This window comes from Algibacter sp. (genome assembly GCF_039977455.1).
Classification (GTDB): Bacteria; Bacteroidota; Bacteroidia; order Flavobacteriales; family Flavobacteriaceae; genus Algibacter_B.
The window spans coordinates 172,079-188,684 of sequence record NZ_JBDWDG010000012.1 but is presented as its reverse complement, the minus strand read 5'-3'; the positions used below and the strand labels follow the sequence as shown (position 1 = coordinate 188,684).

The following is a 16,606-nucleotide window of genomic DNA, read 5'->3' as shown; positions in this document are numbered from 1 at the left end:
ATTTGTAGTTAATTTTGTGATGTGAAAAAAAATATTTTACATCTGGATTTAGATACGTTTTTTGTGTCATGCGAACGCCTAATTGATAGCCGGTTACAAAAGCGCCCATTATTAGTTGGTGGCACAGGCGATAGAGGTGTGGTGGCAGCATGCAGTTACGAAACTAGGCGTTTTGGTGTGCATTCTGGTATGCCTATGCGTATGGCAAAACGCTTGTGTCCTGAGGCGGTTGTAATACGAGGTAACTCATCAATTTATACAAAGCATTCGCATTTGGTTACAGAAATAATCAAGGAAAAAGCACCTGTTTTTGAAAAAGCGAGTATTGATGAGTTTTATGCCGATTTAAGTGGTATGGATAAGTTTTTTGGTAGTTATAAATATGCTTCAGAATTAAGACATACCATTATTAAAGAAACAGGTTTGCCTATTTCATTTGGTTTATCTGCTAATAAAATAGTATCGAAAGTGGCCACAGGAGAAGCTAAACCAAATAACCAATTACGAATAGATCATGGGTTTGAAAAATCGTTTTTAGCACCATTATCCATAAAAAAAATACCATCGGTAGGCGATAAAACGTATCAAATTCTACGAAACTTGGGTATTGATAAAGTGCGTGTTATACAGCAAATGCCTGTAGAGATGTTACGCAGTGTATTAGGTGTAAATGGTGTTACCATCTGGAAACGTGCTCATGGCATTGATAACCCGCCATTAATACCTTACCATGAGCGAAAATCGATATCTATAGAACGCACCTTTACTAAAGATACTATTGATATGGTTAAGCTACGCACCACCATTTTTGCCATGGCCGAAAACCTAGCATATCAATTACGACAAGGCAATAAGTTGGCTGCATGTATTAGTGTTAAAATTAGATATTCAGATTTTAATACCTATTCTAAGCAAGTTAATATTCCTTACACTAGTGCCGACCATGTTATTATTCCTAGAGTGTTAGAGTTGTTTAATAAACTATACCAGCGGCGTTTGTTAATTCGTCTTGTTGGCGTAAAAATCAGCAATTTAGTTAGTGGTAATTATCAAATTAATTTATTTGATGACACTGAAGAGATGCTTAACCTTTATAATGCTCTAGATGCTATTCGTAGTCGTTATGGCGCTTTAAGTATTCAAAAAGCGGCGTCTATTGGCGCCAAATCGGTTGCAAGTTCTCAAAACCCGTTTAATGGCGATCCTCCTATAATATTAGCACACCGAAAACAATAATGTATACTAATTGTCATTCATATTATTCGTTGCGATATGGTACATTCTCTGAAGTGGATTTATTAAAACTCGCTAAAGAAAACGGTGTAACCACATTGGCATTAACAGATATTAATAACACATCGGCATGTTTAAATTTTGTTAGAAAGTCTCAAGTGTTTAATATAAAACCTGTAATTGGTATCGATTTTAGAAATGGCGCTAAACAATTGTATGTAGGTTTAGCTAGTAATAATTTAGGGTTTCAGGAGTTAAATGACTTTTTGTCGCAGCACGCCCACAGTAAAACAGAACTCCCAGAAATAGCACCTGTTTTAAAGGAGACCTGTTTTATTTATCCTTTAGAGCGCGTTATGCAACTCGAAAAAAAGGTGTTTCATGATAATGAGTTTATAGGTGTTTCTATAGCCGAACTTAAAAAATTGCCTTTTTCAAATTATAAATCGTACACCAATAAATTAGTCATTCAGCAGCAAGTTACTATAAGAAATAAACGCGATTTTAATGCACATCGCTTATTGCGTGCCATAGATAATAATACACTTTTAAGTAAGTTACAAAAAACCGAAGAATGTGACGAACACGATATTATGCTCAGTTTAGGCGATTTACAAAACCTGTATGCCGAATATCCACATATCATTTCAAATACAGAAAAACTATTAGATAGGTGTCATATTAATTTTGTCTTTGGGAAAAACCGAGTATCTCAAAACCAAAGTATATACCTTAATTCGAAAGAGGAAGATTATCAGTTTTTAGTAAAGCTCTGTAACGATAATTTGTATAAACGCTATAGCAAACCAGATGCTAAGGTAAAATCTAGGTTAGAAACAGAATTAAAAACGATAAGACAAATGGATTTTGTGTCTTACTTTTTAATCAATTACGATATTGTTAGCTACTCAAAAAATAAAGGGTATGTGCATGTAGGGAGGGGTAGTGGCGCCAATAGTATTGTAGCTTATATTATTGGAATAACCGATGTCGATCCTATAGAATTAGACTTATATTTTGAGCGGTTTATTAACCCGTTTAGAGCGTCGCCGCCAGATTTTGATATTGATTTTTCCTGGAAAGAGCGTGAAGATGTTACTAATTATATTTTTAAGCGGTTTAAAAATGTATCGCTATTAGCAACCTATAACACGTTTAAATATAGGGCGGTAGTTAGAGAGTTAGGAAAAGTATTTGGGTTACCAAAAGAAGAAATTGATAAGCTAAGTGCAGATAAACACGGACATAAAAAATTAGATGAAATTTCTCAACTTGTTTTAAAATATGGCGACTTAATAAAAGGTTTTCCTAATCATTTGAGTGTGCATTCTTGTGGTGTGTTAATTTTAGATAAACCCATACATTATTATTCGGCTACCAATTTACCTCCAAAAGGTTTTCCAACGGTACAGTTTGATATGATTATAGCCGAAGATGTTGGCGTTTTTAAGTTTGATATTTTAGGGCAACGTGGTTTAGCAAAAATTAAAGACACTATCGATATTGTAAGATATAATAGACCAGAATTACCACCTATTGATATTACTCAAGTAGAAAAATTTAAAAACGACCCCAATATTAATGCGCTTTTAAAACAAGGAAAAGCTATTGGCGCATATTATGTAGAATCTCCGGCAATGCGTGGTTTAATGCAAAAATTACAAACCCAAGATTATATTGGTTTGGTGGCAGCTAGTTCTATAATACGACCAGGTGTTTCTAGTTCTGGAATGAAAAAGGAGTTTATAATTAGGCAACGTTATCCTGAAAAACGCAAAGAAGCAAATCCTATACTTTTAGAAATTATGCCCGAAACTTATGGTATTATGGTGTATCAAGAAGATGTACTAAAAGTAGCTAATAAATTTGCAGGGTTAGATTTGGGAGAAGCCGATGTATTAAGGCGTGGTATGAGTGGTAAATTTAGGTCGAGAGCAGAATTTACAGCGGTAGAAGATAAATTTATTAATAATTGTAAAGCTAGAGGGTATCCAGATGCGCTTACGTTCGAGGTTTGGAATCAAATAAAAAGTTTTGCGGGTTATGCCTTTGCTAAAGGGCATTCGGCATCTTACGCTGTAGAAAGTTATCAAAGTTTATACCTTAAATGTTATTTTCCTTTAGAGTTTATGGTGGCTGTTTTAAATAATGGAGGCGGCTTTTATAGTCCCGAGCATTATATACACGAAGCAAGAATGTGTGGTGGTATTATTGAAGCACCTTGTGTTAATAATAGTGAACATCCTAATACAATAAGCGGCAAAACTATTTATTTGGGGTTTGGCTACTTAAAAAGCCTAGAAATACTAACCATAAAACGGTTATTAACAGAACGGCAATTTAATGGCCGTTTTAAATCGTTAGACGATTTTATAGACAGAGTATCTATTAGCATAGAGCAGTTAACTATACTTATTAGGATTAATGCCTTTAGGTTTACAAAACAACCTAAAACCGAATTGTTATGGCAAGCTATTTTTAAATTAAATGCAAATAAAGCTAAAACAACACAATCAAAATTATTTAGACCTAAGCATAAACAGTTTCATTTACCAAGTTTAAAAACCACATGGATTGAAGATGCTTATGACCAAATGGAGCTGCTTGGTTTTTCGCTTTGTAATTATTTCGATTTAGTAAGCGATATTTTGTATGATCATATTAAAGCCAAAACCATGAACCTGTATGTTAATAAAATAGTATTGCTATATGGTGTGCTTGTAAATACGAGGTTTCATAAAGGGTCTAACGGCAAGCGAATGCGTTTTTGTACGTTTGTCGATCAGGAAGGTAATTATTTTGATACGGTACATTTTCATAACGTAGTAGAAAAATATCCTATAAACGGTTTGGGTGTGTACGCCTGCTGTGGTAAAATATCAGAAGAGTTTGGTTTTTGTAGTTTGGATATCCAATGGACAAAAAAACTATCGTTATTACCAGACCCTAGAGGTGAGAATTAAAAAAAAGAACCGTTATTGCATCAATCGCTTTCTTAACACGCGCCAAACGTCTGCATTATCCTGTTGCGGAATTAAATAAGGTTCAAGTTCTGTTTCGTTAGTTATTTGTACTGTGTTTTCAATAAAGCCGTAGCCCAAATACACACCGTTTTTAATGAGTATAAAGGCATCTTCTTCTGGATGACGCCCTTTTTCTTTAATCACTTTGTTTTGAGATGCTTCTATAGCGTGTTGTATCGCGTTTTTAACTCTTTGGTTGTATACGTTAACAGGTTCATTATCAAAACAAATACCTTTACAGGTTTTAATAGCAAAATGCGAGCATTGGCTCACACCTTCTTGTAAGTGGCAGTATTTAGGGCATAACTCAAACTGCATGCATAAACGCTCTAAAAACTGTCTACACTCCGTAATATTATAAAAAATAAGCAAAGGGCTAGGTGTTGCTTTTAAAGTATTGTATGCTAAATGGGTAATACCTTTACGGTCTTCATAACTAAAAACAGCGTAGGCTTTAGGTTTTCTTTTCGAGGCTTGGTTATATTCGGGGTAATAGTGTTTAATAGCAGCGTCTTCCATTAAAAGCGCAATAAGTTCGCTACCAGATAATTCAAAATCAATATCTGCAGTTTCTCGGCAAAGATTTAGCTCTTTGTCAGATTTGTTATAAAAATGGCCTAAAACGCGTTTTTTTAAATCTTTAGCTTTACCAACATAAATAATTTTTCCTTTTTTGTTTTTAAAATAATAAATTCCTGGACCACTAGGTATAGCGTTAAATACGGCACTTGGTAAATGTGGAGGTAACGTACCTTCTTTAGACGATTTTTTTAGAAAACTATTAAAAACGGTATTGGCATTTTCAGCATTTAATAGTTTTTCAAAAAGGATAACGGTGGCTTCAGCATCACCGCGAGCACGGTGTCTACCATTTATATTAATACCCAAAGCAGTACAAATTTTACCTAAACTATACGATTTATGTCCCGGAATCAACTTCCGAGAAAGCCTTACCGTACACAATTTTTTTCGATTAAAATCCATACCAATTGCTTTAAACTCATTTCGAATGGCGTTATAATCAAAATTTACGTTATGCGCTACAAAAATGGTGCTCTCGGTAATTTTTAAAATGGCTTCGGCAAGTTCAGGAAAAGTAGGAGCATGGGCAACCATGGCATTATCAATACCTGTTAATGCAGTTATATAATCTGGAATATGGGATTCTGGATTTATTAAGGATGTGAATTCGTCAATAATTTGAACCCCATCAAATTTAAAAATAGATATTTCGGTAAGTTTGTTGCCTTGACCCGTAGTCTCAACATCTATAATGGTGTACATAATTTTTGTGCGCTTTATTAAGCGTGTAAGTTATTAAACTTATTATAGATTGTTTGTGAAGTTGTTTAATTAAATTATAAACGTTTTAACAGCGAATTATTTATACATCAATAAACGGTAGGATTATTTATGAAATTAACTGTAATTAGTAAAACTTCACTTGTTAACTACAAATTCGTAAATAGTATTTGTTTAGGTAAAGATACGTAAAGGGTTCGTTTTTTCTTGAGATAACAAGTTTAAGGAATTATTACTTCACCTATTTTTCCTAGCCTTTAATAAACTGCACAACAGATTAAAAAAAATACAAAACGAAGTTAATTTTAAGTCTGTTTGTAAAGCTTCCTAGATACATAAGTTCAAAACTTAATTAATTTTTCCGTAAACAGGCGTAATAAATGTGCCGTTTAAAAAACGTTTAGTATCTAGTTGGCTTTGTAGAATAACGCCTTTAGGTTTTGTTTCCAATAACCATTGTATGGCTTGAACTAATGGAGCTGCGGTAGTTGTTTGTATGGCTCTTAATGTGTGTTTACCTATTTGTTGAGGTTTAATGTGGTTTGCAATTTCCTGTCTGCGTAATATACCTTTGGTATCTTTACCTTCAACAGCAGCGTAAATTATTATTTGATCGTCTTCAATATTAGGGATGTTATTTAGCATAATTTCTTGAAGTTTAGCAATAGGATTATTGGTGGCTTTTAATCCTTTTAATTGGTTTTCAATCCAAGCGTAATGTCCTGGGTGGCGTAAGGTTTTATAATCTAAATGCTTCACTTTATCACTTAAGGCATCAGGGAGGTCGGCGGCACCACCAGAAGTAATGTCGTCTTCATAGGTAATCCCGTTAATAATTATACGGCTCCTTTCCGAAAGGGCAGGACGTGACTTTTTTTTATAATCTCGAATAACAATACAATCTTTTAAATATTCGGTTGCCACTCCAATGGGGCTCCAAGTAAATCCATAAAAATGTGGAGCAATGGCGTGATGGGTTAGTGCGCCTACTTTTAATTCTAGTTTATCAACCCGATCCACTTGGTGTTGCTTGCAAAATTCTTGAAACATATAATGCGCCAATACATCAATATAACCGGGCGCTAAACCTGTTTGCAAAACAAATCCTGTTTTAGCATTTTTTGCTAAATCTATAATTTGGTTGGTCTCGGCAACATATTCGGTAAGGTTGGCATAATGGAGGTTATTATCATTGGCAAGTTTAGCCATAGTTGGCGCTAAACTACCGGGTAAACAATCTAGGAGGGCATCACCGTTTTTAAAAATGGTTTTTGTGGCATCCGAAATGTTTACAGAATCTAAATGAAATGCAATTACTTTACAAGGTTTGGTGGTGCCTTCCATAATCCATTGGGCAACCTTTTCTGCTTTTTTTAGCGTACGGTTTCCTATATAAATGGTTGGTGGTACTTGGCTCCACTCTGTTAAAATTAGTCCAGCAGCCTCTGCAATACCACCAGCGCCAGCAATAATAATATTATAGTGCGTTTTCATGTTTAGATATAATAGTATGATTTATACTAATTTAAGAATAATTTATCAGGTTTTGTTTATTAATCGCCGATGGGTTTTATGTATTGATAGGTAAAATGGTTTTAATTTTTTAGGTATGAAATCTGTAAACATTCTTCATGTTTTACTAATTCTTGATATAAGGTTAAGGGTTCATTCAGTTTAAAAGTCTACAAGCTATGATGGAAAATATCATATAAACAAGGCGAAGTTACTTACTAATAAAATTTAGTTAGTATTTTTGAGAAATGAAAATAAAAAAGTCATTCCTTTTTTTTTGCTTGTACTTAGCTTGGTTTACAAACGCTTTTAATTATAAATTATTTGCACAAAAGGTGGCAGATAGTTCTGGATACTATTATAACCTTGTTGTAAACCCTAGGAAAAGTACCGACCTCGCTTTAGCATTTACTTTTTATGAAAAAAGCAAGAAACTGCATGAATTAAAGCATGATACCTTACAGGTTGTTAACGATTTAAGATATATGGCAAGCATACAAAAAAAGCTCGGTTTTTTGTATGATAGTGAATCTACTTCAGTTGAGGCCTTAGAGCTATTAAACAGCATGGAAAATAATGATAAAGTGAAATTATCAAAACATGGTGTATACAATCAATTTGGTATGATTCAGCGTGAATATAATAATTACAATGAGGCCCTTAAATTCTATAATAAATCTCTAGAATTTGCATTGAAACCTTCAGACAGTATTACTATACTTAATAACATTGCAAATATATACTTGGATCAGAAAAAGTTTAATCAAGCAATTGTAACGCTAAGTACCGTTTATGAAAACAGTTTAAGGTTTAATAATAAAAAGCAAATAGCACGTGCATTAAATAATTTAGGAACGGCAAAAGCTAAGATTAATGCACCAGATGCATTATCTAATATAACAGAGGCATTACGAATTCGAGAACGTATAAACGACAATATTGGTAAATATTCTAGCTACAAACATTTATCTAAATATTATCAGCAACACAGCAATACAATAATCGCTTTAAAATATGCCAATAAAGCCTATAAGGTTGCAAAATTGATTAACAGTGCTAATTTTATTAATGATGCTTTATCACAAATAATCGATTTAGATAAAAACCCCAAGGTTGTTGAATATAAAAGGTTGTCAGATAGTCTTAATTGGTCAAGACGAATTGGAGAAAATAAATTTGCATCGGTTAAATATGAGTCATCCGAAAATATAAGAAAAGCTCAAGAAAGTGAGATAAAGTTTAAAACCAGTCAATTAGAAAAGGAAAAAGAGGAACGTTTAAAGCTGCTATATATGTCTATAGTTGGTTTCATCATGGTATTATCTGGTGCTACATATTTCATCTTAAAATCAAAACATAAAAAAGAGAAGTTATTGCAGGTTTACAATACTGAAACTAGAATCTCCAAAAAGGTTCACGATGAGGTTGCAAACGATATTTATCACCTAATGACTAAGATTCAAGGTCACCATACTATTGAAGAAACTGTATTAGATGATCTAGAACATATCTATTTTAAAACCAGAGATATTTCAAAGGAAAGTAGCATTATAGATTTTAATAATGACTTTAAAGAAACCTTAGAAGATTTATTCTTAGCCTTTCAAACAAATGAATTATCCATTGTTACAAAGGGGGTAAATAGTATTGATTGGAATACAATTTCCGATCTAAAAAAGACAGCTATTTTTAGAGTGCTACAGGAGTTGTTAACCAATATGAAAAAACATAGCAAGGCTTCCATAACGGTGCTTAAATTCCAGAAAAACAATGCAGATTTAGAGATAAATTATAACGATAATGGTATAGGGAGTAACTTGAAAAAACATAATGGTTTACAGAATGTGGAAAACCGTATTGTATCGCTAAATGGAACTATTACCTTTGATTCTGAGATTAATAGAGGATTTAAAGTAAAAATCACAATTTAGGATATGTTTAAAAAAGTTTTGGTTTCCGAGGATATGGATGACATTAATAAGGGCATCTATAATACACTGCATGATTTGGGTGTAAAACAAATTGATCAGGTTCAGTATTGCGATGATGCTTACTTAAAAATAAAAAAAGCAATATTAGACGAGGCTCCTTACGAATTGTTTATTACCGACTTATCTTTTAAATCGGATCATAGAGAACAGCGTTTTACTTCTGGTGACATGCTGTTAAAATCTATAAAAAAAGAGTACCCAGATTTAAAAGCTATTGTATATTCAGTGGAAGATCGACTTCCAAAAGTTAGAGCCCTTATCCAAGACTTTAAAGTAAATGCTTATGTGTGTAAAAGCAGAAGGGGGTTGGTAGAATTAACTAATGCTATTCAAGCCATTTTAAGTAATAGTATTTATTTATCTCCAGAGGTTAATAATGCCTTAAAGCCAAAAAGCAACTTAGAGATTGAAGATTTTGATATTAAGTTGTTAAAACAATTATCATTAGGCTTATCTCAAGAGGAAATTAGTAATCATTTTAAAGAAAATAACATCTCTCCAAGTAGTTTAAGCTCTATAGAAAAACGATTAAATAAACTTCGTATTCAATTTAAAGCAAATAACGCCATACATTTAGTAGCTATAGTAAAAGATTTAGGTCTAATTTAAAAATATTTTCACTCATTACGGGAAACAGTAAAGTAGTTATTCTATTCATTAATAATATTGCATTGCTATTAATATGCATTATCAGCATAAGGGGGATTAAGTAGAAACTCTGTATAAATTTTATACAGGGTTTTTTTTTGCCCCAATTACGGAATCCCATAATGATATCAATTTCTACAAGTTTAGTTTTGGAAAATAATAGTCTAAATAAGCCGAAAAAGGACTTTAAATATGGAAGTAGGCAGTTAAAAATAAATACAGTATAATGAAGAAATTAACCTTAGTGGTTTTAGCATCAATTGTTTTATCAAGTTGCGCAACGCATCATGGATTAACTAAAAATTTTAACCAGCACACAACCGAAGTTGTTTTATCGCACAACAATTTTAAAATTGTCAAAATAGTAAAGGGCGAAGCAGAAGCTAAATACGTTTTTGGTATAGGTGGATTGTCTAAAAATGGATTAATTGCCCAGGCAAAATCAGATATGTTAGCATCTGCAAATATGGAAGGTAATTCTAGGACTATTATCAATGAAACTGTAGAAATTAAAAAATCGGGACTTCCGTTTATTAGTAAATATAAAGTGATTGTTTCCGCTCAAATTATTGAGTTTACAAACTAGAAGTTTTGTGTATTTAAAATTTAAAAAATAGCCTTGCGGAATTCCGTAAGGTTTTTTTGTTTAGCCTTATTATGTTTGAAGTTTAAAAAGAAAAACAAAAAATATGACTAGATATTATGTAAATAAAAAAGCGCAGCCAAACGGGGATCATGAAGTTCATAAAAAAGGGTGTTCATTTAATCCAAATGAGGAAAGCCAGATGTATTTAGGTTTATATAACAATTGTCCGGATGCAGTTAAGGAGGCTAAAAAACACTATTCAAAATCTAACGGGTGTTATTATTGTACAGCGTATTGTCACAACTCTTAAATCTTATTAAGATTATAAAAACTCAAATTAATTTTTAGGGTGAGACTTTAACTTGCACTCTTTTGGGTAGAGCGTCATTTTGTTCTGTCCACTTCTTTGTAAAAATGAAAATAGTAGAAAATAATTGTTTTTTTATTGTAAAGTACTAGTTAGTATAATGGTACCTACTACCCAAAGTATTACAGATAATAATCCGCCGATAATAAGAAAGTGTTTAAATTTATAGAGTCCAGTACCGTAAATTAACGTATTGGTTTGATAGCCCACGGGTGTAAAAAAACTAAAGTTTGCACCAAATAGTACAGCAAGAATAAAAGGTTTTACATCGAGGTTAAGTCCTGAGGCTAGTGCTATAGCAACTGGTGTTAATATTATGGCAGTGGCATTATTACTTATAAAACCCGAGAGTATCATTGTAATAGCGAGTAAAAGACCAATTACAATATAAGAGGGCTGGTTCATGAGCATAGTTTGTAATTGATTGCTTAACCAAAGGTCTGCTCCAGAATTATTCATAGCAATACCAAGAGGAATCATACCAGCCAATAAAAATATAATTTGCCAATTAATTCTGTGGTAAATATTCTCTAATGAAATAAGCCCAAAAAGTAACATGCCTGCTACACCTGTTAAAGAAGCACTTAAAATCGATAAAATACCGCTTGCAGCTAAGCTTACAGCCATGAGTAAGATGAGTAATGCTGTAACTTTACGCTTAGTAGTAATTTGCTGTCTGTATTCGTGCTGATTTAAAATTACTACATTATCTAATGCTCTAAGATTGTCAATTTGTTGCTCTTGCAACTCTATTAATAATCGGTCTCCAGGCTTTAGTTTTATCTCTTTAATGCTTTTATGTATTAATCTTTCTGTGGTGTTTCTAATATTTTTTCTTTTTTTTATTGCAATTGGGTAGGCTCCATTAAGAGACATTGTTCTTATGTTTTTTAATGTTTTTCCAATTAGACTAGAACCCGGTAAAATAAGAAGTTCTACATAGGTCATGTCATTATTTTTAGAGCTATCGTTGCCTCTAAATTCCGCTTTTTTAAGTTCACTTTTTTTATCATTTATAATTAAATCGTGATTTAAAACTATTTTATTAATGTAATCAAAGGAGCTCATAAGCACAAGATTATCGTTAACTTTTATATCTATGTTTTTACTAGGGGCATTTATTACTTTTTTATCTCTAATAAGTTTCAAAGGGGTTACTAGTTCTTCAGAAATAAATTCTATTTCAGAAATATTTTTTCCTATTAAATCTGAGGTTTTTGGCACTTTTACTGTAAAAATAAAGCTTTCAATATCATAAGTGTTTTGTAAATCATCTTGTGTGTCTTTAGGAAGGAATTTTGAAGCAATGGTCATAAAAATTACACCAACAGACAAAAAGACCAAGCCGTAAGTGCTAAATTCAAAGAAAGAAAATGGTTCTACTCCAGCATTTTGAGCCATGGAGTTTACAATAAGGTTTGTAGAGGTTCCCATAAGTGTACAACTACCACCTAATATTCCGGCAAATGAAATTGGCATTAACAATTTTGCTGCAGAAAAATTATACCTTTCTGCTAATTGGCTAATTATTTTAAGAAATATAATAACAACAGCTGTTGTACTTATAAAAGAAGAGATTCCAGCCGAAACTAGCATAAATACGGGAGTCAATAATACTAGAGGGAGCACTTTTAGTTTTTTAATAAGCTCAGTAAGCCAATCAATAACGCCATTGTCTTCCAGACCAGCTGCTATAACCATGAGTGAAAGGATAGTAATTACGGCAGGGTTAGAGAAGCCACTAATGGCTTCTTCAGGGGTGGTTAGTTGTAATAATACCGAAGCAATTATAATAAAAAAGCCAATTTTATCTACAGGAAAATATTCTGTTACGAAAAGAACAACCGTACAGCCAATAATTATAAATACTAATATGATAGAATGTTCCAAGTAAAAATTTTAAAAGAAAATATATTACTAAAAATAATCAAAAAATAATCAAAAAATTAAAATGAACCTTAATCATTACCCCTTTCTTTTAAAAGGAATTCATAATTTTTTTTATTTGCTTAATAAATAGTACATCTTTTAATTAATTATCAGATATTATTCTTGGATTTTAATTTGGCGTTTTTATGGTCGGATGAGGTTTCGTTAAAAAAAAGCATAATTTGTTTAAGCGCATTTGTACTTGATTGATGGGAGACATCAACTTAAATAAATGTATTAAGTTTTCGTTATTCCAAGAAGAAAATAGTCCGTGATTATTGTTGAATTTTATGAGATGTATAAATTATATGTTTAAATTAAACCTTATTTCAATCACTGAATCTATGGTTGGGGAATAAAACGATAAACGGCAGGTTAAGTAATTTAGTTTTAAAGCAATACTTTGCTTACATCAGTAAGCTTTGGTATGGTAGCATTCCAATGGTATGTGTCTTTTAATTTCACTTTAAAAGCGTTTAATGAAGTTGGTTCGCCATGGACTAGGTATACATTTTCCGGTACGTTTTTGATATTACTAACCCAATTTAATAAATCTTGTTGGTCTGCGTGAGCCGATAAGCTTTCAATACTTTTTATGGTAGCTTTAACAGGATAGTATTTTCCAAAGAAACGAAGCTCGTGTGCACCATTTTGTAATTGTCTGCCACGCGTACCTTCGGCTTGATAACCAACTAATAAAACTGTAGTTGCTGGCTCATCAATAAGTTGTTGTAAATAGGTTAATACTCTTCCGCCTGTAACCATACCACTTCCAGCAATGATAATTTTAGAGCGTTTATCATCAATAGTTTCCCAAGTTTCTTTATAAGATTGAATTATATTAACATGGTTACACATGGCATTATAGTCTTCCATAGGTAGTTTGTGCCATTTAGGAAAACGTTTAAAGACGTCCAATACATTATTGCCCATCGGGCTATCAACAAATATAGGGATGTTTGGAATCTTATTTTTTTTATATAAATTCCAGAGAATAAACATCAAGGTTTGTAATCGCTCAACAGCAAAGCTTGGTATAATGAGATTGCCTTTTTTATGTATGGTTTCTGATATGATTTCCGAAAGTACATCTTCAATATTTTCTTCTGGATGTAATTTGTTACCATAGGTACTTTCAATGAATAAAAAATCTGCCCATTCAGGTCTTTTAGGGTCGTTTAATAAATAATCATTAGTCCTACCTATATCACCTGAAAAAACAAATCGCTTTCCATTAATATCTATTTCTATAAAGGTTGCACCTATTATGTGTCCATTGTATTGAAAACGAAAGGAAATGTGCTCAGAAAGTGCAATCCATCTATTTTCTATTTCTACCTCAAATTGTTTTATAGTTTTTTCAGCATCCTTTAATGTATAAAAAGGTAGTGCAGGATTGTGTTTGCTAAATTTTTCTTTATTTGCTTTATAGGCCTCTTCTTCATGGATTTTGGCACTATCTTTTAATATTATTTCTGCTATTGCCAAGGTTGGAGCTGTACTAATAATTTTTCCTGTAAAACCTTGTTTTAGCAAACGAGGCAAATAACCAACATGATCTAAGTGGCCATGAGTTAATAATACCACATCAATAGTAGCTACCTCTACAGGTAAGTTTTTCCAATTAAGTTCCCGAAGTTCTTTTAAACCTTGAAACATTCCACAATCTATGAGGATGTTTTTTTCTGAAGTTTCAATTAAAAATTTTGAACCTGTAACAACGCCGGCTGCACCTAGAAAATTAATTTTTACAAATTTTTCCATTTTAATAGTTGATTAGTTACACAATTTAGAAATTTCATCAAGGATTTTCTTTTTTCGGGTTTCTGAAACACCGAGATGATCTAAGTAAAATTTATCGTTAATTAAATCTCGACAAAGCACCACAGATCTACTTAAAAGAAACTGTTTTTCACGTTGCGAAAGTAATGTTGATACCGTTATGGGATATAATCCTAACCGATCAATTTTATCTTTTAAACCATTGTTTATTGGGTAATCCCAACTTAATAAATACAACCCACAGCAATTGCCATATTGTATGGCATCTTTTGTGAATCTTGTGTTGGTGACTACCCAACCTGGGTTGAGTGATTCATCCTTTTTTTTTAGCTTATGCCAATTATCTTTTAAGTCTTGATATCTTGAATTGATATACAAAGGGATTTTAACATTACAGTTAAGGCCTTCGTCACTATGAAATTTACATTCTATGATTGTTGCTTCAGAATTTTTACGCGCTATAACGTCAATTTCATGAGTTACACATTTACCTTGTAATATAGTACCAACTTCGGTTTTATAGCCCGAATGCATTAAAATAGCACTAACAAAACGCTCAAAGGGGAAACCGGTTGGTCCTAACTCGTAAATTGCTTTTTTAAGTTTATATTTTGAAGCGAAATAACTCTTGTTTTTTTTTAATAAAGCAAATGCTCTATTGTAAATCTCTTTGGTTGATATACCTTGGTAAAGTTCATCACGAACTTTATCCAATATCTGATTGACAACGTGTTCGTCTGCCCCAGTTCTCTTAAGTGATGCGTGTAATTTTTCTAGTGAAAATTTTACTTTTTCACCAGAAGATTTGATAATATCTATGTTTAGAGCATTCATATCATTGTATTAAAAACAGTCAAAAAAGAATTGTGAGTTTAACTTCTTTAAATAATAAAATCGTTATTAACTAGAAGCAAAGAAATCTTTTACCCATGCCTTAACTTGGTTGTCGGTCATACTATCCGCTTTTTTTACTGCTTCAATTTTCTTTGCTAAAGCACCATAGTTTTCATGTATTGTTTTTGCAAATCGCTTGTTTGTTTGCGCAGGACCAAAAATGACTATAGCACTAGAGTCGGTTATTTTGTCAATAATGTTATTAAAATACTTTTTAATCTGATGGTTCTCACGCTCTAAATATCTGCTATCCTGCACGACATCTTGAGGACCACCTTTAGATGGTGTACCAGAACCGCCATGGATATTATAATGTTCTACGTTAGATGGTATGGTTTCAAATGTTTCCATTGTATTGTCAATCGTAACTATGTACGCCTTTTCTTTGTCTAACCAAATGCCTGTTTTTTTCATCTTATTTGTTTTTTAGTTTCTTAAATCGTGCATAACTAGTATCGGAACTTTAGATTGAAAAGAAATATTCTTTACCAATGGATTTGTTAAAATACTTCCGAAAAAAGCATGTTTCTTATTTATAAAAGCGACCATGTCGCTATCTCTGCTATCAACAAAAATGTTTATAGCTGTCTCTATCCAATTGTGGGAAAGGAAATGAGATTTATGGTTTGTATCTTCTAATATTTCTTCTAGCAATTGCTTATTTTCTTTTTGATCCTTACTTAATTCTGTTTCTTTAGAAATATGAAGTATTATAATGGTTGCTTCAGATTTTTCTGTAATGTCTATGAGGTAGTATAATTCCCTTCTTTTGTAATGTGTTTTGTAGCTAGTAGGAAATACAATTTCCTTAGGCATCGCTGATTTTGCGTTTTGGGGCACCACAATAATAGGGCAGTTACGTACCTTTTCCATCACGTAAATTGCCGTACTGCTAAAAACGGTTGCATTAGAATACGTTTCGCCTTTGGTACCCATAACTATCATTTCAATATCTCTTTTTTCTACTAGATCCTTAATAGCCTTTATGGGCGTGTTAAAAACAGAGATTACATTAAAATGATGCTTAGGATTGATATAGTCAGACGTGGCTATCATATCGTAAACTTTTGCTAAACCATTTTCAGATTCTAATTTTCTACTTTCATACAATTTGGTTTTAGGCTCCATACTCATTAAGTCTTCTATGGTGTTACTTTTTGCTGTAAATGCATTTAGTAAATAAAAGTTGCAATAATCATTTTTATAAAGTTCTAAAGCGTACCACAATGCTTTTGTTGCATTTTTGGAAAAGTCGGTAGGTATTAAAATTTTATGCCTCATGATAGATGCATTTATATGTTTATTATAAAGATACTTTATAAGTATTTGATATTAAGTG

The 16,606-nt window shown here is 32.3% G+C and carries 13 protein-coding genes; 6 read left to right on the top strand and 7 right to left on the bottom strand.

Annotated elements, in window-relative coordinates; all coding sequences use genetic code 11:
- Positions 1-21 precede the first annotated feature (21 nt).
- Positions 22-1,236 carry a DNA polymerase IV gene (gene dinB, locus ABJM36_RS03900; RefSeq protein ID WP_348449381.1) on the top strand — a complete coding sequence of 405 codons (1,215 nt, stop codon included), beginning with the start codon at positions 22-24 and terminating at the stop codon, positions 1,234-1,236.
- Complete coding sequence (gene dnaE, locus ABJM36_RS03895) at positions 1,236-4,196, top strand: DNA polymerase III subunit alpha (RefSeq protein WP_348449379.1); 2,961 nt, start codon at positions 1,236-1,238, stop codon at positions 4,194-4,196. The genes dinB and dnaE overlap by 1 nt, the downstream gene beginning before the upstream one ends.
- Before the next feature lie 12 nt (positions 4,197-4,208).
- Here dnaE and ABJM36_RS03890 read toward each other — a convergent pair whose 3' ends face one another.
- Together ABJM36_RS03890 and ABJM36_RS03885 are read right to left on the bottom strand one after the other, a co-directional pair.
- Positions 4,209-5,543, bottom strand: coding sequence for an exonuclease domain-containing protein (locus ABJM36_RS03890; RefSeq protein WP_348449495.1), 1,335 nt, complete (start codon positions 5,541-5,543; stop codon positions 4,209-4,211).
- A 363-nt stretch (positions 5,544-5,906) separates the two neighbouring features.
- Entirely contained in the window at positions 5,907-7,052 is a 1,146-nt protein-coding gene (locus tag ABJM36_RS03885) for a saccharopine dehydrogenase C-terminal domain-containing protein (RefSeq protein ID WP_348449377.1), read from the bottom strand.
- Positions 7,053-7,318: 266 nt separating this feature from the next.
- On the opposite strand from ABJM36_RS03885, the gene ABJM36_RS03880 reads away from it, so the two are divergent.
- From ABJM36_RS03880 to ABJM36_RS03865, 4 genes are all read left to right on the top strand, one after another.
- Entirely contained in the window at positions 7,319-9,001 is a 1,683-nt protein-coding gene (locus ABJM36_RS03880; RefSeq protein WP_348449375.1) for an ATP-binding protein, read from the top strand.
- Between the two features lie 3 nt (positions 9,002-9,004).
- The gene (locus ABJM36_RS03875; RefSeq protein WP_348449373.1) at positions 9,005-9,670 is read left to right on the top strand and encodes a response regulator; all 666 of its coding nucleotides are present in this window, start codon (positions 9,005-9,007) and stop codon (positions 9,668-9,670) included.
- A gap of 265 nt (positions 9,671-9,935) precedes the next feature.
- The gene (locus tag ABJM36_RS03870) at positions 9,936-10,295 is read left to right on the top strand and encodes a DUF6567 family protein (RefSeq protein WP_348449371.1); all 360 of its coding nucleotides are present in this window, start codon (positions 9,936-9,938) and stop codon (positions 10,293-10,295) included.
- A gap of 103 nt (positions 10,296-10,398) precedes the next feature.
- The gene (locus ABJM36_RS03865) at positions 10,399-10,605 is read left to right on the top strand and encodes a hypothetical protein (RefSeq protein ID WP_348449369.1); all 207 of its coding nucleotides are present in this window, start codon (positions 10,399-10,401) and stop codon (positions 10,603-10,605) included.
- 132 nt (positions 10,606-10,737) lie between these two features.
- On the opposite strand, the gene ABJM36_RS03860 is transcribed toward ABJM36_RS03865, so the two are convergent.
- From ABJM36_RS03860 to ABJM36_RS03840, 5 genes are all read right to left on the bottom strand, one after another.
- Positions 10,738-12,552: an SLC13 family permease gene (locus ABJM36_RS03860; protein WP_348449367.1), complete on the bottom strand. Its 1,815-nt coding sequence runs from the start codon at positions 12,550-12,552 to the stop codon at positions 10,738-10,740.
- A gap of 429 nt (positions 12,553-12,981) precedes the next feature.
- Positions 12,982-14,355: an MBL fold metallo-hydrolase gene (locus ABJM36_RS03855; RefSeq protein ID WP_348449365.1), complete on the bottom strand. Its 1,374-nt coding sequence runs from the start codon at positions 14,353-14,355 to the stop codon at positions 12,982-12,984.
- 12 nt (positions 14,356-14,367) lie between these two features.
- Positions 14,368-15,207 (bottom strand): ATP cone domain-containing protein, encoded by an 840-nt coding sequence (locus ABJM36_RS03850; protein WP_348449363.1) that lies wholly within the window; start codon positions 15,205-15,207, stop codon positions 14,368-14,370.
- 66 nt (positions 15,208-15,273) lie between these two features.
- On the bottom strand, positions 15,274-15,681 hold the full coding sequence (locus ABJM36_RS03845; protein WP_348449361.1) for a hypothetical protein: 408 nt from the start codon (positions 15,679-15,681) through the stop codon (positions 15,274-15,276).
- A gap of 12 nt (positions 15,682-15,693) precedes the next feature.
- Positions 15,694-16,548 carry a universal stress protein gene (locus ABJM36_RS03840; RefSeq protein WP_348449359.1) on the bottom strand — a complete coding sequence of 285 codons (855 nt, stop codon included), beginning with the start codon at positions 16,546-16,548 and terminating at the stop codon, positions 15,694-15,696.
- Positions 16,549-16,606 lie beyond the last annotated feature (58 nt).